The organism is uncultured Roseibium sp., from assembly GCF_947496995.1.
Classification (GTDB): domain Bacteria; phylum Pseudomonadota; class Alphaproteobacteria; order Rhizobiales; family Stappiaceae; genus Roseibium.
In genome coordinates, this window is the sequence record NZ_CANMFD010000001.1 from 824,909 (window position 1) to 845,700 (window position 20,792).

The following is a 20,792-nucleotide window of genomic DNA, read 5'->3' on the forward strand; positions in this document are numbered from 1 at the left end:
CCGGGCAAGGGTGGCTGGGTCGCATTGAAGAGGAAGAGAGAGCCCCTCAGATATCCCCGCCCGTCTCGTCCACTTCCGTTCTCGGGTCGAGCACGACCGTTTCCGGCGTTGTTGTCTGGGCAGTCGTCAGGACAGGCAGGAAGTCCGATTTGTCTTCCGTCTTGACCGGCGCGCGCTGGCTTATGCGCCAGATGGCAAACAGCATCATGGAAAGATGGGCCGCGGCGGTTACCTGGAAGAGGGCGCCCGGATAGGTGAAGGTCATCAGGCCGGACGCCATCAGCGGTCCGACCATCGTGCCCGTTCCGAAGATCAGCAGCAACCCGCCGCTGATGCGCAGGAAGTCTCCCGGTTCCGCGTGGTCGCTGGCATGGGCGACGATCACCGGATACATGGAATAGATGATGCCGCCGAAGGCCGCGATCAGCAGGATCGTGATCACCGAATCGTTGCCGCCGATCAGCGACAGGCTGGAGCCGAACGACATGGCGGCGACCGCGAGGCCGACGAGCACAAGCCGCCGGTCCAGCCGGTCCGACAGCATGCCGACCGGGATCTGCACCATGGCGCCCGCCAGAAGCGCAAGGCTCATCATGATGGCGATTTCAGGGATATCGAGTCCGATATGCCGGCCGTAGACGGCGCCGAGCGTACCGAAGGAGCCGTTGGAAACACCGACCATGAAAACAGCGACCACCGCGATCGGCGAGTTGCGCCACAGCTGTTTGGGATCGAGTTTCGCCTGCGTCAACGGCTGCGGGGAAGCGGCTGTCGAGAGCGCTGTCGGCAACAGCGACAGGGAATAGATAATGGAACCGAGAACGAAGAAGAAATAGCCGCTCGCGGACCCGAGCGTGAGCAGCATCTGGCCGGCGGTTGTCGCCGCCAGATTGATCATCGTGTAAAGGCCGAAGATCCGTCCCCGGGTTTCGGATGTGGACCGCTCGTTGAGCCAGCTTTCCACGATCATCGCCGCGCCGGAAAAGCAGAACCCGGAAATCGCTCTCAGCACGATCCAGACGGCGGCATCGATGAACAGCAGGTTCAGCAGAACAGTGATCGCCGCAAGTGAGGCCAGCGCCCCGAAGGACCGCACATGCCCGACCCGCTTGACGATAACCGGAACGGCGAGACAGCCGCTCATGAAACCGAGCGCCCATCCGGCTCCCAGAAGGCCCAGCGAGGCATCGGAAAATCCTTGCGCCAGACCGGCCAGCGGCAACAGCAGGCCATGCAGGCCGCCTGCCAGCAAAAGCAGGCCTGATCCGGCGAGAAGGGCGGCGATCGAAACGACGGAGGACATGAAATTTCCAGTTGGGGCGATTGTCGGTGCGGGGTTTCATACAGCTGAATGATGATCAATGACGAACCCGTTTGACAAGTTTATGGTGGAAAGCCACACCAAACATGTCTTTTCAAGGTGCTGCCCGCAGCGACGCTGCCCGTCTCCCGCTTTCCGGAATGTTTTTGATGAATTCTTCTGTCTCACCTTTGACCTTTTTCCAGCCGAGCGAAGTGCGGCGCCAGGCGCACCGGTTTCTCGATCTGGCGCAGGCAGGCACGCTTGCCCATGTGCGGGTCGATCTAGCGAAGCTGGCGGACGCGCTGGTCACGGTTCTGGAGACCACCCGGAAGACCTATCCCGATTTCCAGATCCCGCCCTATGGCATCTGGCGGGACTTCGAAACCGGTGGTATCGACCGCTGGGGCGCGATGGCAAGTGCCCGCAATTTTGAAACCGCCGAAGACATGCTGGCGGCAGCAACGGATCTTGCGGTGCTCGGCGCTTTCATGAAGACCCGGCATCCGCAAGACTGGACATTCGAAGACCGGATGACGGGGACCGTTGCGACGGGCAGGCAGGCATCGGCTCTCGCCGCTTTTCACATGTTCGCCGCCGGCTCTTTTTCTGCCGAGATGACGGACCCCTACCGTGTCGATGCCGAGACCCTTATCCGGCTCGACAAAGAGGAGCTTGCCTTCGGCCTGCAATGGGATCCGGAGGGTGATGCCGAATTGCTGGAAGACATGCAGCGGCATCTCAAGCGTCTGGGAGAAGCGCTTGCGCTGCGTCCCGACCTGTTTTCCGAAGGGGATACCACCCGGCCCGGCCTAGTGGCCACGCGTCTGGCAAAAGACAGCGACGGCACTGTCAGTGCCGGAAAGCTTCTCGATCACCTGCTGGAAGCGCTCGCTCCGGTCTGGGACGGCGGAGCGCAGGAAGGCGAGATTGCCCTTGGGGACAGCTTTGCCCATTCCGCTCTGCCCGATGATGATGCGGCAAGTGCCGTGCCCTTCCATCTGGCCGCCCAGGAAATGGTCTACGCCCTTGTCGAACCTTTTGCCTGGGCCGGGCTGGAAATTGCCGGTCTTGAGGACCTGACGCCCCCGGCCGACGAAATTCATGCCGCGCTGTTCGTCCATACCGGCGTATTGGAGGTCAGAACCGCCGCTGGTGCCCTGACTTTTCAGGAAGAGCAGGACCGCATGGTCGAACTGCGCGCCGTCAGTTCCGCGTTGACGGATCAATTGGCGGAGCTGTTGCGCGGCGAACTTGGGGTTCCTGTGGATCAGTTGCCGCTCACCTGCATCCTTGAAGGCGGCACGCATCGGGCCGGGCGGCGGATACTGGAAGACGACGCGGGCGAGTTGGGCAATCTCGAAAGATTTATGAACCCGGGGTCTGTTTTTTGGTTGCCGTTCGGGGCATAGGTCCCGAACATGAAAATTCATTGAGGCCGGTCCGGATCGTACGGACCCAGACTTGAACAAAAGAGAGGCAGATATGTCCGGAGCCAACGTCATCAGCCACCCGCTGGTCCAGCACAAACTGAGCATCATGCGTGACAAGAGCACGTCCACCCAGGGCTTCAGGCGTCTTCTGCGCGAGATCTCCACGCTGCTGTGCTACGAGGTGACCCGGGATCTGCCGCTGGTTCGCCAGACCATCGAGACGCCGGTCGCTGAAATGCAGGCGCCGACGCTTGCGGGCAAGAAGCTTGTCTTCGCCTCTGTTCTCAGGGCGGGCAACGGCCTTCTGGAGGGCATGCTGGATCTGGTCCCCTCGGCACGCGTCGCCCATATCGGCCTTTACCGGGACCCGGAAACCCTCCAGCCGGTCGAATATTATTTCAAGGCTCCGGAAGATCTGCACGAGCGTCTGGTGATCGTCGTGGACCCGATGCTGGCCACCGCCAATTCCGCCATCGCCGCCATCCAGAAACTGAAGGAGCGCGGTGCCAACAATATTCGTTTCCTGTGCCTGCTGGCGGCTCCGGAAGGCGTTGCGAAATTCAACCAGATGCATCCGGATGTGCCGATCTTCACGGCCTCGATCGACGAGAAGCTCAACGAAAAGGGTTACATCGTTCCAGGTCTCGGCGATGCGGGCGATCGGATGTACGGCACGAAATAGTCCGCCTGGCGCAGGGCCGGAGATATTCGCCCTGCGCCGGTGTGACACGGTTTCTGCGCCTTCAGGCAAGGGCTTTTGCGCCAGTTCCGGGCGGCAGGGTCATCTGCTTCCTGGCAAATTGAGAACAAGGACCACGGCATGATCACCGTATTCGGCTCCATCAACCTCGACCTCGTCGTTTCCGTTCCGCGGCTGCCGAAGGCTGGGGAGACAGTCAGTGGTCCGGACCACCAGTCCTTCGCCGGTGGGAAGGGCGCGAACCAGGCGCTGGCAGCCAGCCGGGCCGGAGCTGCGGTAAAGATGGTCGGAGCGGTCGGGCGCGACGCCTTTGCGGTCCCGGCTCTTGCCAATCTGCGGGAAGCGGGCATCGACCTGTCGGATGTCCGGGAACTGGATGGCGCAACCGGCCTTGCCCTGATCGGTATCGATCCCTCCGGAGAAAACCAGATCATTGTCGCCAGCGGCACCAATGCGCGTGTCGAGGCCGACTGGCTGGATGACACTCTTACCGACGCCCATGTCCTGATGCTTCAGGGAGAAGCCCCTTATGAGGAAACCATCCGGGCTATGGGACTTGCGCGCGGGGCAGGGGCATCCGTTTTCTGGAACCCGGCTCCCGTACCGACGGGCAATCCGGGCACCGGGCTTGACGCGGTCAACACGCTGGTGGTGAACGAAAGCGAAGCGGCGTTGTTAGCTGGCGGTCTTGGCATCGCGGGCGGCGTGGAATCCTTTCTGGACAATGTCGTCAGGCCTGGACGGGCCGTGGTCGTGACCCTCGGCTCCGAGGGTGTTGCCGCCGCCAATGGCAACGACCGGTTCCGGTTCGCATCGCCCTCTGTCGATGCGGTGGACACCACCGGTGCGGGAGACGCCTTTTGCGGCGCTCTTGCGGCGGCGCTCGACCTTGGCCAGCCGTTCGAGAGGGCGCTCAGGGAAGGGGTCGCCGCAGGCGCTCTTGCCTGTACCGTGACAGGCGCCCAGTCCAGCGCGCCGATGAAGGCGGATATCGCCCGCCTTGCGGATCAAATCGCCTGAGACGGTTTTCGGACCGCGGTTTTACAGGCCGCTAAGGAAACTCTGCTATGCCAGCGGCATCTCGCTCTGAAGGGTCGGCCGGGCATGTGGCGGTTTTTGGTGATTTTGTTGGTCTGCGTTGCGATCGCACCGTTTTTGCCGGGAGTGATCGAGAGCGGTCTGAAGAGACTGGCCGATCGTGAAGCACCTTCAGCCGTCAGCGAAAGCGCAAGCGAAGCAGAGGGTGGCGGCGGGCGGACACACCGCATTTCGGCAGACCCTCAAGGGCATTTTATCGCCGAGGTCCGCCTGAACGGCCGCTTTGTCGAGATGCTGGTGGATACCGGGGCCACATTGACCGCGCTGCCTCGGTCTCTGGCTGAAGATATCGGCATTTTTCTACAGGAAGCCGACTTCAAATATCCGGTCCATACCGCCAACGGCACTGCCTTGGGCGCCAAGGCGACAATCGACCGTTTGAGCATCGGTGACATACGCTTCACGAACGTGAATGCACTGGTGATGAAAGACCAAAGTCTGGGGAACCCGCTGCTGGGTATGTCCGTTCTCAACAAGCTGAGAAAGTTTGACATGTCCGAGGGCACCCTTGTACTTATTCAGTAGAAAAATACTTTTGGCGTTCTCCGGGATCTGTCTTTTCAGCAGGATCCATCTTTTCAAATTGAGAGGCTTGCATGTTCCCCAAACCGTTACCGAGTCTGAGCCCGAATACATTCGAATATGAATCGTTTCCGATGGTAAAAGCGACCGGTTTCCGGGAATACGACGCCCGCTGGCTGTTCGAAAAGGAAATCAACCTGATGGGGATGCAGGCGCTCGGCATGGGCATCGGCACTCTCATTCATGAACGCGGTGTGCGCCCGGATATTGTGGTCGGTCACGATTTCCGCAGCTATTCGTCTTCCATCAAGATGGCGGTCGTCAACGGCCTTCTGGCAGCCGGCATCAATGTCCATGATATCGGTCTGGCGCTGTCGCCCATGGCCTATTTCGCCCAGTTCGCCCTGGATGTTCCCGCAGTCGCTATGATCACCGCCTCCCACAACGACAACGGCTGGACCGGCGTCAAGATGGGCATCGACCGCCCGATGACCTTCGGTCCCGACGAAATGGGACGCCTGAAGGAAATCGTGCTCGAGGCGGCCTTCGATCTGAAGGGCGGCGGCAGCTACCGCTTCGTGGACGGGTTCCCCGAGATCTATTTCAAGGACCTGACCGACCGCGCGAAACTGAAGCGCCCGATCAAGATCGTCGCGGCCTGCGGCAACGGCACGGCAGGTGCGTTCGCTCCGAAAATCCTGGAAGCGCTCGGCGCCGAGGTCATCCCGCTTGATGCGGACCTCGATCACAGCTTCCCGAACTACAATCCGAACCCGGAAGACATGAAAATGCTGCATGCGCTCCGGGACAAGGTCCTGGAAGTCGGCGCGGAAGTCGGCCTCGGCTTTGACGGCGATGGCGACCGCTGCGGCGTTGTCGACAACGAGGGCGAGGAGATTTTCGCCGACAAGGTAGGGGTGATGCTCGCCCGCGACATCTCCGCTCTCTATCCCGGCAGCCAGTTTGTCGTCGACGTGAAATCGACCGGTCTCTTCAACACCGATCCGGTGCTTCAGGCAAACGGTGCCAAGACGGACTATTTCAAGACCGGCCATTCCTATATCAAGCGCCGGGTCAACGAACTGGACGCGATTGTCGGCTTCGAAAAGTCGGGCCACTATTTCTTCAACAAGCCGATCGGCCGCGGTTACGACGACGGCCTCGTCTCCGCCATCGCGATCCTCGACATGCTCGACCGCAACCCGGACAAGACGATGGCCGATCTCCGCCGGGATCTTCCCAAGACCTGGGGCTCGCCGACCATGGCACCGAAATGCGCCGACGAGGTCAAATACGATGTGGTCGACAGGGTGGTTGCCCGGTTCCAGGACATGAAGGCGAAGGGCGAGACAGTCGCCGGCCAGTCAATTTCCGACCTGATCACGGTCAACGGCGTCCGGGTGGTTGCCGAAGACGGTACCTGGGGACTGGTGCGCGCCTCTTCCAACAAGCCGGAACTGGTCGTGGTTGTCGAGAGCCCGGTCTCCGAGGCGCGGCTGCACGAAATGTTCAAGGCGGTGGACGGCGTGCTGCGCGAGAACTCCGAAGTCGGCGACTACAATCAGACGCTTTAACGTCAGGGATATCAGCGAAGGGCGCGGAACCCCCGCCGCCCTCCGCCCATATATCCGCACAGTTTCTCATCGGAGAATTTCATGATCAGGGATTTCGGTGTGCTGCCCGATGGCACGAAGGTGCAGGAGGTGACACTGAAGAAAGGCGCGCTGGAAGCCTCTGTTCTGACCTTCGGTGCGATCATCCGTGATCTGAAGGTGGACGGGCAAAGCGTCGTTCTCGGGTTCGAGGATCTGCAAAGCTACCTCGATCATCCCAACTACTTCGGTGCGATTGTCGGGCGCTGCGCCAACAGGATCGCCGCCGGCAGCATGACGATCGACGGAACGCGTTATCAGCTTGACCGCAACGACGGGGGGCTCAACCATCTTCATGGCGGATCGGACGGGTTCTTCAACCGGGTCTGGCAGTTGGAGCAGCACGACAAGGCCAGCATCCTTTTGAAGCTGGTTTCCGAAGATGGCGACATGGGCTATCCCGGCCGCGTCGAGGCTCTGCTGCGCTACACGCTGACGGGAACCGGTGCGCTGCGGGTGAAGATCACCGCGGTCACGGACAGGACAACGCCAGTCAATCTGACCCAGCACAGCTATTTCAATCTCGATGGCAGCAGCACGATTCTCGATCACACGCTTGAGATCGCAGCGGAAACCTATCTTCCGGTCGACGATCAACTGATCCCGACCGGCGAAATCCGCAAGGTCGAATGGACGCCGTATGATTTTCAGGGTGGCCGCAAGATCCGCCGCAAGCCAGGCGAGGAAGATGTGATCTTCGATCACAATTTCTGTCTCTCCGCGCAGGCCCAAGAGACCGTTCAATTCGCTGCCGCTCTTGAAGACGGCGCCGGAGAGCGGCGGATGGAGGTCTGGACGACCGAGCCCGGCGTGCAATTCTATGACGCCGGCATGCTCGATGTCCCGGCTCCGGGGCTTGGCGGAAAGCCCTACGGTCGCCACGCCGGCCTCTGCCTGGAAGCTCAGCGCTGGCCCGACAGCGTCAACCGCGAAGGCTTTACAAGTGTGTTGTTAAGGCCTTTGGAAACCTATAGTCACGTTACGGAATACCGTTTTTCCTGAAATGGTTTAAATTGGCCGGGTGGCTTGAGGCAGTAATGGAACTGGGGGCAGGCTTGTGAAGACGGTTTTTTCAGAGACCCAGCTTGCGCACGCACCGACGCAGGAAATTTCCGACGGAGAGCTGAAGCCGGCCGTGGAGATACCGGCCAGGGCTGAAATGGTGCTGCAAACCCTCAAGGACCGGCAGGTTGGCGATATCATCGCCCCGGAGGAATTTCCCCTTCGCAGTATCCAGCGCGTCCACTCCCCCGACTACGTCGCCTTCCTGGAAAATTTCTGGCCGATGTGGACAGCCGCAGGGCGTTCCGGTGAGGCCTTTCCTTTCGTGTGGCCTATTCGCTCCCTCAGGGTGGATACGCAGATCAATCACATCGACGGTCTTCTCGGACGCTACTCGATGGATGCCGGCACACCGCTGGGGGCGCATACCTATGAGGCGGCGCGGGCGTCAGCCGATACCGCGCTGACGGCAGCTCAACTGCTGTTGGATGGCGAGAAATCCGCCTTCGCGTTATGCCGCCCTCCCGGCCATCACGCAGGCTTCGACTTTCTGGGCGGGTATTGCTTCTTCAACAACGCCGGCGTGGCAGCTCAGCATCTGCGCGACAACGGGCTGAACAGGATTGCCATCCTGGATGTGGACTATCATCACGGCAACGGCACCCAGGCGCTGTTCTATGACCGGCCGGACATTCTGTTCCTGTCCATACATGCCGATCCGAAGGACGAATATCCCTATTACTTGGGCTACGCGGACGAGACCGGTGAACATGCGGGAACCGGATTCACCCGCAACTGGCCCTTGCCGCTCGGCACAACCTGGGACTCCTATTCCCCGGCGCTCGAAGAAGCCTGCCGATGGCTTCTGGTCTACAAGCCCGAGGCGATGGTCGTCTCCCTGGGGCTCGATTGCTTCGAAGGCGATCCCATTTCCGGGTTCAAATTCAAGAGCGAGGATTATCTCCGCCTTGGAGAGCGCCTCGCGAAGGTCGGTGTGCCGACCATGTTCGTGCTGGAAGGCGGTTATGCCGTCGATGCGCTCGGCACCAATTGCGTCAATGTCCTTGAAGGTTTTTCCGGCTGAGGAATGGAGACTGACAAGGTCGTCCGTCAGCCGGCGAGCAGGCCCAACCCGATCAGCTCGCTGCGCAGACCGTCAGCGCCCTTGAAGTGATGTGCGCGCATTCCGATCTTGCGGGCCGCATCCACATTGGGCCGGGAATCGTCAATGAATAAGCACCTTTGCGCATCGAGCCTGTTCCGCTTCAAGAGGATCTCGTAAATCCTTGGATCAGGTTTGATCAGCTTTTCCTCCCCGGAGACGACGACATCCAGAAAACTGGTTTTCAGGAAGGGAAACCGTGTCCGGGCCTCGCTGAACTTCTCGGTTGAAAAATTCGTGATGGCATAGAGCGGCACAGCGCGCTCCCTGAGCTGGGCCAGAATGTTGCTGGTGCCCGGAATTTCACCCGGGACCATCTCGTGCCAGCGGCGGTCGTAGGCGGTGATCAGCTCTGCCTTGTCCGGATGCTGGCGCGACAGCGTCTCCACGGCTTCGCTCCACGAGCGGCCGAGATCCTGCTGCTCGTTCCACTTCGCCGAACAGATCGTCTCCAGGAATGTCTTCCGCTCGAGCGGATCGGGAATGAGCTGTCGATACAGATACTCGGGGTCCCATTCGATCAGGACATTTCCTATATCGAAGACTACGGTCGTGATAAGATCGCTCATGAACTGCTCCGGCGTTGCTGATGGATGGATGCAGACAGACAGGAAAAGAATTTGCAAGTCGTCTCAGAAGCTTATGTCGGATTTGTGGCCCTGCTGAAAAACTGCGCCCGGTTGATTCTCCTGGCCTTGCCGCTGTTTTGGCTGCCGCTGACAGCACTTGCGCAGGACAACGTCGACATGCCCGACAGGCTGCGCCTCGGTGTCATCGTCGCCGCCGACGAAGCTGCGCGCGAGCGGGTGGAGCCGTTCCGGCTGGCGCTGGAGGAAATCGCCGACCTGCCGGTGGATCTGTTCCTGCTGCAGTCAATGGGCGAGGCGGTCGAGGCGATTGCTTCGGGCAGGATCGACTACGTTCGACTGTCGCCGTCCGCCTACGCGGCCGCGCATGCGTTGTGTGCGTGCGTGGAGCCGCTTGTGACCGCCGGCCCGGATGATTTTCCCGCCCGCTTCTACGCCATCCTTGTCGCGAGACGCGGCCCGGAAAAGACGTCGCTCGCGGATCTTGCCGGCACCCGGCTGGCGGTGGGCTCCAGACAGGCCGTGACCGGATACCGGGTGCCCCTCGCCAATCTTGCCGCGGACGGCATAAACGCGCGCGCGCATTTCGGCGCGCTTGTCGAAGTCCAGGATCCCGTGGAGGGGTTGAAAGCAGTGCTCGACGGCCGGCTGAAGTCTTCGCTTGCCTGGTCCACACTCGCCGGAGAGGCCAAGACCGGCTATACCGCCGGCACGCTCAATGATTATTACGTCGCCGGCCGACCGGGGTTCAAGGATCTCGAAATCGTCTGGCGGTCCCCGCCGATCCCCTATTCCGCGCACAGCCTGCGCACGGATTTGCCCGATGCCCTGAAACGGCGCGTGCGCGCCGGACTGATGGACCTGCGCCGGGAGGCGCCGGATGCCTATCTGGCCATCGAACCGGATCTGCCGGGTGGTTTCGAACCCGTGGTGCATGGGGATTACCGGCCGGTCCTGAGGACCTATGACGAGGAATTCACGGCGCTTCTCGACCCTTCCGGAGGATAGAGGTCAGGCGGAAACCGCTTCGGAACTCAGCAGCTTTTCGGTATGCCGGCGGATCATTTCCTCTTCGTTGGTCGGTATGACCAGCACAGATGCCCGCGAGGTGTCCGCTGAAATCTCTTCGGCCCCGGACTGGTTCTTCGCCTCGTCGGCCGTCAGTCCGAGCCATTCGAGATCCGAACAGACCTTGCGGCGGACAAGGGCGGAATTTTCACCGATGCCACCGGTGAAGACCAGTGTATCCAGCCCGCCGAGCACCGCCGCCATCGCACCGAGTTCCCTGCGGATGCGGAAGACGAAATAGTCGATAGCTTCGGCCGCCTCCGGCGCGTCGCTCTGCGTGAGGGTGCGCATGTCCTGGCTGATGCCGGAAAGGCCCTTCAGACCCGACTCCTTGTAAAGCAGATCGGAAATCTCTTCAGCGGTCATGCCCTTCGCGGTGAGAAGATAAAGCACCACACCGGGATCGAGCTGGCCGCAACGCGTGCCCATCGGCAGACCGTCCAGGGCGGTGAATCCCATCGTCGAGCCGATGCTCTGTCCATTGCTTACGGCGCACATGGAAGCGCCGTTGCCCAGATGCGCCACCACCAGCTTGCCGGCATAAACGTCCGGTCGGGCCTGTTTCAGATAGGCGCAGATATATTCATAGGAGAGACCGTGAAACCCGTAGCGGCGCACACCTTCCTCGTAAAGTGAGCGGGGCAGGGCGAATGTGTCGTTCACCCAGGGATGATTGCGGTGAAACGAGGTATCGAAACAGGCACTCTGCAAGGCTTTCGGGAAGGCGGCGCAGGCTGCTTCGATGCCCGCCAGATTATGCGGCTGGTGCAGCGGCGCAAGCGGCTCGAGCCTCCTGAGTTCCGTCATGACCTCGCCGGTAATCCGCACCGGAGCCGTCAGGGAAACGCCGCCGTGGACCACCCGGTGTCCGACCGCATCCACGTCCTGACCGCCCAGTTCCTGTTCCAGGCTTGGCAGTAGCGCATCGAGCGCCGCTGCGTGGGTCCTGCCTTCTGCGGGTGTAAGGTCCCTGTCGACCCTTGTGTCCGAGACGTGCGATCTCAGCGAAATATGCGGCTGCGCGCCGAGACCGGAAATCTGTCCCTTGAGCTGGACGGCGTCCCCCGAAAACAACGTGAACTTGATGGAGGACGAACCGGAATTCAGAACCAGAATGACCGGGGCCATGATCACACCCCTTCGCGATCGAACACTCCGGCCGGAGCGCCGGTCGCCTGCCAGTGCTTGAAAAGAAGCGCAAGCGCGCAGGATGCAAGCCGCGCGCGACTGTCGTCGGCCCGACTGGTGAGCATGACCGGAACCTTGGCGCCGATCACCAGCCCGGAGGATTCTGCGTGGGCGATGAACGTCAGTTCCTTTGCCAGCATGTTGCCCGATTCCAGATTCGGAACGATCAGCACTTCCGCGTGGCCGGCGACCAGCGACGTGATCCCTTTGGAGCGGGCCGCCTGGACATCGATCGCGTTGTCCATGGCCAGCGGACCATCGACGATCCCCCCTGTTATCTGGCCGCGTTCGGCCATCTTGGACAGGATTGCAGCGTCCAGACTGGAGGGGATTGCCGGGTTCACGGTTTCGATGGCCGACAGGATACCGACCCGGGGGGTCTCAAGACCGAGCGCCAGGGCAAGGTCGATGGCGTTCTGCGTGATATCAACCTTGGTGTTGAGGTCCGGCGAAATGTTTATGGCGGCATCGGAGATCAGGACAGGTGTCTTGCGGCCGGGGATATCCATGACGAAGACATGACTGATGCGCCGCCGGGTTCTTAGCCCGCCGTCCGCCTTGACCACGTGATGAAGCAAGTGATCGGTGTGAAGATGGCCCTTCATGATGGCTTCGACCCGGCCCTCGTGAACCATGGCGACGGCACGCCCGGCGGCCTCGGTCTCATCCTCGATGTCGATCAGTTCGAAGGCATCGAGGTCCTCGCCCAGATCCTCGGCAGCCTTGTCGATCCGCGCTCTTGCGCCGATGAGGATCGGCCGGATCAGACCCTCCCGGGCCGCCATGAGCGCACCTTCGAGCGAATTGGTGTCGTCCGGGGCAACGACCGCGGTCGACAGGGGCGGCAGGGCTCTCGCCAGCTCTATCATCCTGTTAAAGTGCCGGTGCCGCTGAACGAGGATGGCAGGCAGATTGCTGGAATCGAATTCGATTGTCTCGGTCGGGGCTGCTACTTCCGCGACCCCTTCGACCAGACGTGTGCCGTCGCCGCGCGTCACCGAGAGATCGAAGACGACGATGTTGCCCGGATGTTTTTCCTTGGCGGTGACCTTCACATGGAGCTTGTCGCCGACGGCTGCGCCCTCCAGGAAGCGGAACGACTGCGATTTGTACACCGTGCCGGGCCCGGGAAGTATGTTCCCCAGGACCGCAGCCGCCAGGCCGCCCACCCACATGGCGGGAGCGACCGGCTTGTCGATATGGCCGTCTCCGGTCCAGTCCGTATCCGGCAGGTGAATCGGATTGTGATTTCCGGAGGCATGCGCATAGACCAGAAGATCGTTGGAGGAACACTCCCGGACGATCTCCGCCGTATCGCCTACGGTAATCTGCTCATAAGTCTTGTTCGTCGCCATCGGCTTGGGAACCCCTGACTGGAAATCCATATTGCATTGCAGCAATCGTGAAGGACCGTAGCCGTATTATACGACGGATCAAATACGGGAGAGTTACTATGACGTGCGGGAACGCCTCAGCAGTCGCTGCAATTCACCGTGTTGGCCAGGCGCGGCCGCAAATAGAAGATGTCTTTCAGGGTGTAATTGGCGAGGCGGGGGAAGGTCTCGGTAAAAAGCCCCGAAAACGGTGGCGTATATACAAGCGTGCTTTCGGCGATGACGATCGAGGTGAGCGGGGCCGCGACCGTCTCAGGCAAGACGACCGGTGGGGCGGCTCCCTCGTCCCAGGCGTTGCTCTTGTTGCTATAACTCCAGTCGACGATTGGATCGCCGTCTTCGTCGAAGGTGACGCTTGAAATGATGGTCTCGAGAGTGTCGTCCGGATATGGGTCGAGGATCTTTTCGCCGAGGGCGAGGATGTCATCGAGTTCAGCGGTCGTGAGGGTCTGTGCCTGCGCGACCAGGTCGGTTGTCGAGTTGGCGATGCGGCTGACCTTCCGGTCGGCGTTGATCGCTCCTGAAAGTTCCGTCATTCCGATCAGGATAACCAGCATGAAAGGCAGGATAAGCGCGAATTCCGTCGCCGAGACGCCGCGCCTGTCCCGCCAGAGCCCGTTCAGCTGCCTGGAAATTCTGCGAGCCGGCCGGATCATGGACCTATTCCCAAGGTTCATTTCGAAATACCAGAGTTGATGTCAGATGACGTACACCGCCGCGATCTTCAGGGTAAAGCTCGAGGTTGGACATCATCATCGGCCATCTGTAAATCACGTTCATGACCACGATATCGCTGGCCTCTCCGGTCACGAATTGCAGATCGTCTCGAACATTGCCCTCGTCGTCGTAGAGGCTTTGAGCCGCATTTGCCGCAGCGAAACTGTCCACGGAGACGACTTCGACGGACATCCTGTTGGCATCGCAGATGAATGTCGGCAGGAAACCGCAGATCTGGTTCCTGAACTCGTCTGGAGTGAACGTGCCTTCCTGGGCCTGACCCGTCCTGATCATTCTCGCAGCGCTGACGACCGCGTCATCGACCATACGGTTGACCACCAGCACAAGACCGACTTCCATGATGCCGATCGACAGGACAAAGAACGGAATGCCGATCATGGCAAATTCAATCGCGGTCGCGCCGCTGTCATCCTTGAGCAGCGACCGGCGTCTCTTGCGTCTGAATGGCCAGAAAGGCCTGATCCTGCCGCGCATCGGGAGTTCGCTCCACAGACCGTTTGGATCGACAGGACTTCAACCGGAATCGATTGGAGCGCCAAAAGTCGATCGATTATGAAATGTTCAAGCCTATTTGCCGCCGCCGGCCGCTTCCAGTGCGAGGCCATTCCGGGCCGTTGCCTGTTCGGCGGCTTCGTTGAAGGCGTCTACGTCATCGCCAAGGCGAAGCGTCGGCTCGCACATCGGATGGCAGGAAAGGGTTTCCCGCTCCACCTTCCGATAAACCGAGACGATATCGTTTTCCGAAGCGCGCACGGTAATTTCCTCGTCCACGATCGGCTTGTTGTCGGCATCCAGGATGACGAGGTTGGTGGTGCCATAGCTCTTGCCGGTAATGACGACCGTGTTCTTGTCGAACATGGCGACGTCGGCGATGAAGGGATTGCCGACGATGACTGCGGAAGCGCCATCTTCGATACGGAACACCTTGGCACGATCGACGGTTACCATGACCGGTCCGTCCTGCGCCATCGCTGCGCTTGCCTGAAACGCGAACACAAGCACGCCAGTCCATCTGATCAGGTTCGAAAACATGCTTATGAGTACTCCATATGCCACTTTACCTGCGAGATCATGCCGTAGACGTAGTGAACGATCTGCTAACGCCCGGCGGCAAGATCAGTAAAACGGCATCTTTGCGGTATCCGAGTTGTCGCGCAGGGCAGAGGTGTATTCACCGCGCAAACCGAACATTTGAATTGCATCGAACGGGTGGGAAACGAAGGCTTGTCTGAATACTGCGCAATGAAAAATCTCCAAACTTCTAGTATATATTGAAAGACAGGATAGTAAGGCTCTCAGAAGTTATAAGGAAAAGAGGGAAATATGAGAATTTCAAAGAAATTTCCATATTTATATTAAATTATCACATCGTATTAATTAAAAATTATCTATACTTTTTGTTAACTATAGTCAACTTTCCCTACGATTCAATGGTAGTAAAAGGTAAATTTAACTGCTTGGAAATCTATTTATTCTAGGTTCGCTCCATGTCCAATTGGACCCGAATAAGATCCAGCGGACTTGAAGCTGTCAGTTCTTTGGTACTTGGAGCAAACATATGAAAAATCTTCTGAAACGCTTCGTCAACGACGAATCCGGCGCAACTGCAATCGAATATGGTCTGATCGCGGGCCTTCTTTCTATCGTGATCATTGGTGCCGTTGCGGCGACCGGTGGATCGCTTACCGATTTGTTCGGTCGTATTTCCGGTCAGCTCGATGCCGCCGGTGTGGCAGAAGCCACCGAATAATACAGTCTGACTGCCGGGGGATACCCCGGCCAGTCCATCGTAAAGAAAACGGGCAGCCTGCTGCCCGTTTTTTTTGTGCGTCGACGTGTTTTCCGCGCGCGCTCTTTTTGAAAGCGCATGCTCTCGATGACCAGGGCACTCCTGCCGGGCATCGGTAAAAAATTAACAATCGGTCTCTAAAATTCCGCGGGATAACTAAAGACTGAGCGGAAGCCCGATGATCGAAGCGGCCATTCTAGTGATTTTCCCGATGCTCGTTGCCTTTGGCGGCGCGTCGGACCTGTTGACGATGACGATCCGCAACAGGGTGTCTGTTCTCCTGATCGCCGGTTTCGCCGGTCTTGCGCTTGCAACGGGTCTTCCCTTGAGCGGTTGGGGAATGCATGCGCTGGGTCTGCTTGTGGTCTTTCCCGTCTGCTTCGGATTTTTCGCTGCCGGCTGGATGGGTGGAGGCGACGTTAAGTTCATCAGCGCCATTGCCTTGTGGATCGGACTGACGCCGGAACTCGGTGTTTTTGTATTACTCGTCGCTTTTTTTGGAATGCTGCTTACCTTCGCGCTCCTGTTCGTCCGCAAATTCGAGGTGGTGCCCACGGTCCTTGCGACACAGGACTGGTTCGCCCGCCTTCATGACCGAAAGGGCGGCATCCCTTATGGCATCGCGATCGCGGTCGCCGGTCTGAAGATATATCCCTCCACCGAGTGGTTCCAGCTGGCCGCTCAGGGCATCTAGACCACACTTGAGTATTTATATTTTCAGCCGTTATGCCGCTGGTTATTCGCAAAATGCGATAGATTTAAGAAATCATTCAGTAAAGTTAATGGATATTAACCAAAATCATCTAGATCTGGTTAACCATGTTTTGACTAATTACCCCTCATCCTAGGTTTGAATGGTGCATCTGCGCACAGGATTATTGGGTATAGGTCATGAAATTCGCTCGACTTTTAGTACTGGCAGTAGCCGTGGCTGCAGGTTTTCTGGCTTTCCGAATGGTCATGATGTCCGGCGGAAATGAAGCCGAACCGCAAACCGCGCAGGCGCCGGCCGTTGAGCGAAAACAGGCTCAGGTCCTGGTGGCCGCAAAGGATATTCAGCTCGGCGGAAAATTGCAGGCGGAAGATATGTCCTGGTCGCCGTGGCCTGAAGACGTGATTCCCAAGGGCGCAGTCACCAAAAAGGCTTCTCCCGCAGCGGACAAGGAGCATGTGGGCCAGATCGCTCGAACTCCGATTTTCGCCGGTGAGCCGATTCGCCCGGAACGTCTGATCAGCACGGACAAGGGCTTCATGTCCTCCATTCTACCGAAGGGAAAACGCGCCAGCGCGGTAAGCGTTGAAGCGGAAACCACGGCGGGTGGCTTCATTCTGCCCGGTGACAAGGTTGATCTCATCCTCACGCGCAGATCTGACGACGGAGCAAGCAGCGAAACGATTCTGGAGAATATCCGCGTACTGGCGATCGACACGACCACTGCGGGCGAACAGGACAAGAAAAGCCTCTCGCCCAAGAAGACCGCAACCCTGGAACTGACACTGCCTCAGTCGGAGATCGTGGCGCAGGCACAGCAGATCGGGACGATTTCCCTGGCCTTGCGCAGCGCCCAGGATTCCGCCGACGACGCAGCACCGGAAAACGATCAGCGCCGCGGCATGAGCTACGTGAAATATGGCGTGACCAGCAAGTCGGATAGGCAATGACACGGGTAATCACAAGAAAGTTCAGCGCAAGGGGCGCGATGATGAACCAGCTTAAGAAGTTCATGGCAGTCTCGGCGTTCGTTGTTGCGGCACTGACCATGACGGCGCCGTTCGCCGTGGCCGAGGGCAATTTCCCGAGTCAGGTTCACATCGCCGCCGGAGAACGGGCGAGCGGACGGATCCTGAATGTCGGCGTCGGCCGGTCGGTCGTTGTCAATCTGGCAGAAGATGCGGCCGATGTGCTCGTGTCCAATCCGGAGATAGCCGATGCCGTTCTGCGAACGCCGCGTCGGATCTTCATCATAGGAAACACGGCCGGCCAGTCCCGGGTTGTCTTTTTCAGCCGCAGCGGCCGTGAACTGGCGAGCTTTGATCTGAGGGTCGAAAGAGACACCTCCGATATGACCCGGATCATCCGCAAGTTGATCCCGGGCTCGAACATATTCGCCGAATCCGTCAATGGCAGCGTCATCCTGAGCGGCACCGCGAAGAGCACCATCGAAGCCCAGCAGGCTGCGGATATCGCGGCAAAGTTCCAAGGCACCGGCAGTGCCGAGGACGTCGTCAACCTGATCTCCGTCGAGGGCAAGGATCAGGTGCATCTGAAAGTAACCGTGGCGGAAGTCGAACGCTCGGTCATCAAGCAGCTCGGGGTCCAGTTTTCCGGTTCTATCGGCGTGGGGAATTTCACGCCCTTCGGACAGAACCTGCCGGACTTTCCGGTAAACCCGACCATCGTCAACCAGGCGGTCGCCGGCTTCGGCTTTGCCAGCGGCGCCACCAGTCTGGCTGCCCAGGTGGAAGCCTTGCAGCGGGACGGCGTGATCAGGACCCTGGCGGAACCGACCCTGACGGCCATAACCGGTGAGAACGCAAGCTTTCTTGCGGGTGGCGAATTTCCGATCCCGATCGCCCAGGACGACGGAGAAGTAACCGTCGAGTTCAAGAAATTCGGTGTGGGACTCGATTTCACTCCCGTGGTGCTGTCCGGCGGACGCATCAGCCTCAGGGTCAAGACGGAAGTGAGCGAGCTCAGCAATGACGGTGCGGTTTCGGCGGGCGGGATCACGATCTCCGCGCTGAAGGTCCGCCGCGCGGAATCGACCATGGAACTGCCTTCGGGCGGCACGCTGGTCATGGCTGGCCTCCTGAAGGAGTCCTATCAGCAGGCGGTCGACGGTGTGCCGGGTCTGATGCAGATCCCGATCCTCGGCGCCCTGTTCAAAAGCCGCGACTTCCTGCGCAAGCAGACGGAACTCACGGTCTTCGTGACGCCCTATGTGGTTCAGCCAGTCGCCGCTCAGAAACTGGTGCGGCCGGACAAGAACTTCCTGCCGCCATCTGATGCGGAAACGATTTTCCTGAACCGGCTCAACAAGATCTTCAGCCCGGCCGGTGATGCGGTCGAAGGCACCTATCACGGCCAGGTCGGCTTTATCTACAAGTGAGGACGGACGGATGAATACCTACAATACGGTCCGGGTTGCCGCAGCCTCCAGATCCGCCCTTGTCTTGCTGGGATGCCTGGTGATGGCCGGCTGCCAGGGTGCGCAAACTCAAAGCCAGATTCTGGCGTCCAACGACTACCGGCTGCGCCACCCGATTGTCATCACCGAGGAACCGGAAACCCTTGACCTGCCGATCGGCCGCAACACGCGCCGGCTTTACGGTCCGGTCGAAGGTACGGTCACGGCGTTTGCGATAGATAGCCGCCGCAAGGGCGACGGCAATGTGGAAATCCTTGTTCCCTCCGGCGGAGCGAATGAATCCGCCGTTCATGCGGTTACCGGCAACATACGCACGGCGTTGCAGCGCGGCGGTCTCGGCCGCTCGCAGATCAGCACGCGCACCTATGCGGTCAACGACCCGACGGCCGATGCCCCGATCCGGCTCTCCTACGCGAGGATGCAGGCGACTGCCGGTCCTTGTGGTAACTGGCCGAAGAACATCGGCGGCGGATTTGGCGAAAACATCGAATACGAGAATTTCGGCTGTGCCACTCAGTCCAACCTCGCTGCAATGGTTGAAAACCCGTCCGACCTGCTGACGCCGAGAGCGATGACGCCGGCCGACCAGAGACGGAGGGCGGTTGTCATCGAGAACTACAGAAAAGGTGACGTGACATCCGGGGAATATCAGGAAGGCGTCGGCGCCGAGGTCTCTGAATAGGTGAAGATATGAGTATTAACCCAGACTTGAGTGAGATGGCCGGCCATTTGGATACCATGTCGTTGCCTGACGAACAGCAGTTCGCCATTAACGACGAGGCCATCCAGATCGGCCCGATTCCGCGCATCACGATTCACGGGTTTTTCCTGAACGACGCATCCATGCGCATCGCGGAAGCGGCGATGGAAGACCGCCGGCTGGCCAAGGCTCATCTGAAGCTCGACAAGGGCGGAATTCCGGCCGCAATCGAGATCTTCTCACAAGCGCCGACACCGAACCTGATCATCGTGGAGACGGCGGGCGACAAGGAAGATCTCATTGCCAGTCTAGATAACCTGGCCGAATATTGTGATGCCGGTACAAAGGTGATTGTCGTCGGTGACGTCAACGATGTCACGCTCTACCGGGATCTGATCGCCCGGGGCGTCAGCGAATATCTGATCACTCCGATCAGCGTTCTGCAATTGATCGCCTCGGTCGGAACCCTTTACGCCAGTCCGGAAGCGGAACCTCTCGGTCGGACGATTGCTTTCTACGGCGTGAAAGGCGGCTGCGGCGCATCGACAATCGCACACAACGGCGCCTGGTCGCTTGCGCGCTGCTTCGAGAGCGAAGTCATTGTCTCCGACCTGGATCTGCCCTTCGGTACGGCTGGCCTGGACTACAATCAGGACCCGTTGCAGGGCGTTTTCGAAGCCGTGTCCTCGCCCGAACGCCTGGACGAGACCTATCTGGATCGCATCCTGACCAAATGCAGCGATCACCTCAGCCTGCTTGCTGCGCCGGCAACACTGGAGCGGACCTACGACCAGAACGAAAAGTCGTTCGAACTGCTCCTTGAGACCATGCGGGCAACCGTGCCTCATGTGGTGCTGGACCTGCCCCATGCCTGGAACGCGTGGATCAGGAACACGCTGCTGAATGTCGATGAGATCGTGATGGTTGCGGAGCCGGACCTGGCCAACCTTCGGAATGCCAAGAACGCCGCCGACATGTTGAAGCAGATGCGGCCGAACGACCGTCCGCCGCATCTGATCATGAACAAGGTCAACATGCCCAAGAGGCCGGAAATCAAGCCGGATGAATTTGCCGGAGCGCTCGGACTGACGGTTCAGGCGTCGATCCCTTTCGAACCGCACCTCTTCGGCACCGCGGCCAACAACGGCCAGATGATCGCCGAACTGGATGGCAAGCATGCCATCACGCACATGTTCGATGATCTGGCCCAGTCCGTTTCGGGCAAGGCGCAGCCGAGCAGACCCGCCAGGTCGAGCCTTGGCGGCCTGTTGTCGAAGCTGAAACGCAGGGCCGGCTGACCGGTTCTTGAA

21 protein-coding genes are annotated in these 20,792 nt (G+C 59.6%); 14 read left to right on the plus strand and 7 right to left on the minus strand.

Annotation, left to right across the window (positions count from 1 at the left end; translation table 11 throughout):
• Window positions 1-46: 46 nt before the first annotated feature.
• Window positions 47-1,303 (minus strand): MFS transporter, encoded by a 1,257-nt coding sequence (locus tag Q1B40_RS03695; protein WP_299810167.1) that lies wholly within the window; start codon window positions 1,301-1,303, stop codon window positions 47-49.
• Window positions 1,304-1,470: 167 nt separating this feature from the next.
• Between Q1B40_RS03695 and Q1B40_RS03700 the strand changes: the two genes are divergently transcribed.
• From Q1B40_RS03700 to Q1B40_RS03730, 7 genes are all read left to right on the plus strand, one after another.
• Window positions 1,471-2,712 (plus strand): DUF1688 family protein, encoded by a 1,242-nt coding sequence (locus Q1B40_RS03700; RefSeq protein ID WP_299810170.1) that lies wholly within the window; start codon window positions 1,471-1,473, stop codon window positions 2,710-2,712.
• Between the two features lie 73 nt (window positions 2,713-2,785).
• Window positions 2,786-3,415: a uracil phosphoribosyltransferase gene (gene upp / locus Q1B40_RS03705; RefSeq protein ID WP_299810173.1), complete on the plus strand. Its 630-nt coding sequence runs from the start codon at window positions 2,786-2,788 to the stop codon at window positions 3,413-3,415.
• 138 nt (window positions 3,416-3,553) lie between these two features.
• Window positions 3,554-4,453: a ribokinase gene (locus tag Q1B40_RS03710; RefSeq protein WP_299810176.1), complete on the plus strand. Its 900-nt coding sequence runs from the start codon at window positions 3,554-3,556 to the stop codon at window positions 4,451-4,453.
• Between the two features lie 99 nt (window positions 4,454-4,552).
• Window positions 4,553-5,056, plus strand: a complete 504-nt coding sequence (locus Q1B40_RS03715; protein ID WP_299810178.1) for a TIGR02281 family clan AA aspartic protease — start codon at window positions 4,553-4,555, stop codon at window positions 5,054-5,056.
• 71 nt (window positions 5,057-5,127) lie between these two features.
• Window positions 5,128-6,627, plus strand: coding sequence for a phosphomannomutase/phosphoglucomutase (locus Q1B40_RS03720; protein ID WP_299810181.1), 1,500 nt, complete (start codon window positions 5,128-5,130; stop codon window positions 6,625-6,627).
• A gap of 81 nt (window positions 6,628-6,708) precedes the next feature.
• Window positions 6,709-7,707 carry an aldose epimerase family protein gene (locus Q1B40_RS03725; protein WP_299810184.1) on the plus strand — a complete coding sequence of 333 codons (999 nt, stop codon included), beginning with the start codon at window positions 6,709-6,711 and terminating at the stop codon, window positions 7,705-7,707.
• A gap of 55 nt (window positions 7,708-7,762) precedes the next feature.
• A complete protein-coding gene (locus Q1B40_RS03730; RefSeq protein WP_299810187.1) occupies window positions 7,763-8,791 on the plus strand; it encodes a histone deacetylase family protein in 1,029 nt (342 codons plus the stop codon).
• Window positions 8,792-8,817: 26 nt separating this feature from the next.
• Here Q1B40_RS03730 and Q1B40_RS03735 read toward each other — a convergent pair whose 3' ends face one another.
• Complete coding sequence (locus Q1B40_RS03735; RefSeq protein WP_299810189.1) at window positions 8,818-9,438, minus strand: HAD family phosphatase; 621 nt, start codon at window positions 9,436-9,438, stop codon at window positions 8,818-8,820.
• Window positions 9,439-9,489: 51 nt separating this feature from the next.
• Between Q1B40_RS03735 and Q1B40_RS03740 the strand changes: the two genes are divergently transcribed.
• Window positions 9,490-10,464 carry a PhnD/SsuA/transferrin family substrate-binding protein gene (locus Q1B40_RS03740; protein WP_299810192.1) on the plus strand — a complete coding sequence of 325 codons (975 nt, stop codon included), beginning with the start codon at window positions 9,490-9,492 and terminating at the stop codon, window positions 10,462-10,464.
• A gap of 3 nt (window positions 10,465-10,467) precedes the next feature.
• Here the strand turns inward: Q1B40_RS03740 and Q1B40_RS03745 are convergent, their stop codons facing one another.
• The 5 genes from Q1B40_RS03745 to Q1B40_RS03765 all read right to left on the minus strand — a co-directional run bounded on the left by Q1B40_RS03745 (window position 10,468) and on the right by Q1B40_RS03765 (window position 14,876).
• Entirely contained in the window at window positions 10,468-11,652 is a 1,185-nt protein-coding gene (locus Q1B40_RS03745; RefSeq protein WP_299810195.1) for an acetate/propionate family kinase, read from the minus strand.
• A 2-nt stretch (window positions 11,653-11,654) separates the two neighbouring features.
• A complete protein-coding gene (locus Q1B40_RS03750; RefSeq protein ID WP_299812517.1) occupies window positions 11,655-13,067 on the minus strand; it encodes a bifunctional enoyl-CoA hydratase/phosphate acetyltransferase in 1,413 nt (470 codons plus the stop codon).
• A 116-nt stretch (window positions 13,068-13,183) separates the two neighbouring features.
• Window positions 13,184-13,762 (minus strand): TadE/TadG family type IV pilus assembly protein, encoded by a 579-nt coding sequence (locus Q1B40_RS03755; protein ID WP_299810198.1) that lies wholly within the window; start codon window positions 13,760-13,762, stop codon window positions 13,184-13,186.
• Between the two features lie 4 nt (window positions 13,763-13,766).
• The gene (locus Q1B40_RS03760; protein ID WP_299810201.1) at window positions 13,767-14,318 is read right to left on the minus strand and encodes a TadE/TadG family type IV pilus assembly protein; all 552 of its coding nucleotides are present in this window, start codon (window positions 14,316-14,318) and stop codon (window positions 13,767-13,769) included.
• Between the two features lie 93 nt (window positions 14,319-14,411).
• A complete protein-coding gene (locus tag Q1B40_RS03765; RefSeq protein WP_299810204.1) occupies window positions 14,412-14,876 on the minus strand; it encodes a pilus assembly protein N-terminal domain-containing protein in 465 nt (154 codons plus the stop codon).
• Window positions 14,877-15,402: 526 nt separating this feature from the next.
• On the opposite strand from Q1B40_RS03765, the gene Q1B40_RS03770 reads away from it, so the two are divergent.
• The 6 genes from Q1B40_RS03770 to Q1B40_RS03795 all read left to right on the plus strand — a co-directional run bounded on the left by Q1B40_RS03770 (window position 15,403) and on the right by Q1B40_RS03795 (window position 20,780).
• Window positions 15,403-15,594: a Flp family type IVb pilin gene (locus Q1B40_RS03770; protein WP_068416857.1), complete on the plus strand. Its 192-nt coding sequence runs from the start codon at window positions 15,403-15,405 to the stop codon at window positions 15,592-15,594.
• A gap of 217 nt (window positions 15,595-15,811) precedes the next feature.
• Window positions 15,812-16,327: a prepilin peptidase gene (locus Q1B40_RS03775; protein ID WP_299810214.1), complete on the plus strand. Its 516-nt coding sequence runs from the start codon at window positions 15,812-15,814 to the stop codon at window positions 16,325-16,327.
• Between the two features lie 197 nt (window positions 16,328-16,524).
• A complete protein-coding gene (cpaB, locus tag Q1B40_RS03780) occupies window positions 16,525-17,295 on the plus strand; it encodes a Flp pilus assembly protein CpaB (RefSeq protein ID WP_299810217.1) in 771 nt (256 codons plus the stop codon).
• The gene (locus Q1B40_RS03785) at window positions 17,292-18,743 is read left to right on the plus strand and encodes a type II and III secretion system protein family protein (protein WP_299810220.1); all 1,452 of its coding nucleotides are present in this window, start codon (window positions 17,292-17,294) and stop codon (window positions 18,741-18,743) included. The genes cpaB and Q1B40_RS03785 overlap by 4 nt, the downstream gene beginning before the upstream one ends.
• 10 nt (window positions 18,744-18,753) lie before the next feature.
• Window positions 18,754-19,464, plus strand: a complete 711-nt coding sequence (locus Q1B40_RS03790) for a CpaD family pilus assembly protein (protein WP_299810223.1) — start codon at window positions 18,754-18,756, stop codon at window positions 19,462-19,464.
• A gap of 8 nt (window positions 19,465-19,472) precedes the next feature.
• Window positions 19,473-20,780 carry a CpaE family protein gene (locus Q1B40_RS03795; protein ID WP_299810226.1) on the plus strand — a complete coding sequence of 436 codons (1,308 nt, stop codon included), beginning with the start codon at window positions 19,473-19,475 and terminating at the stop codon, window positions 20,778-20,780.
• Window positions 20,781-20,792: the final 12 nt, after the last annotated feature.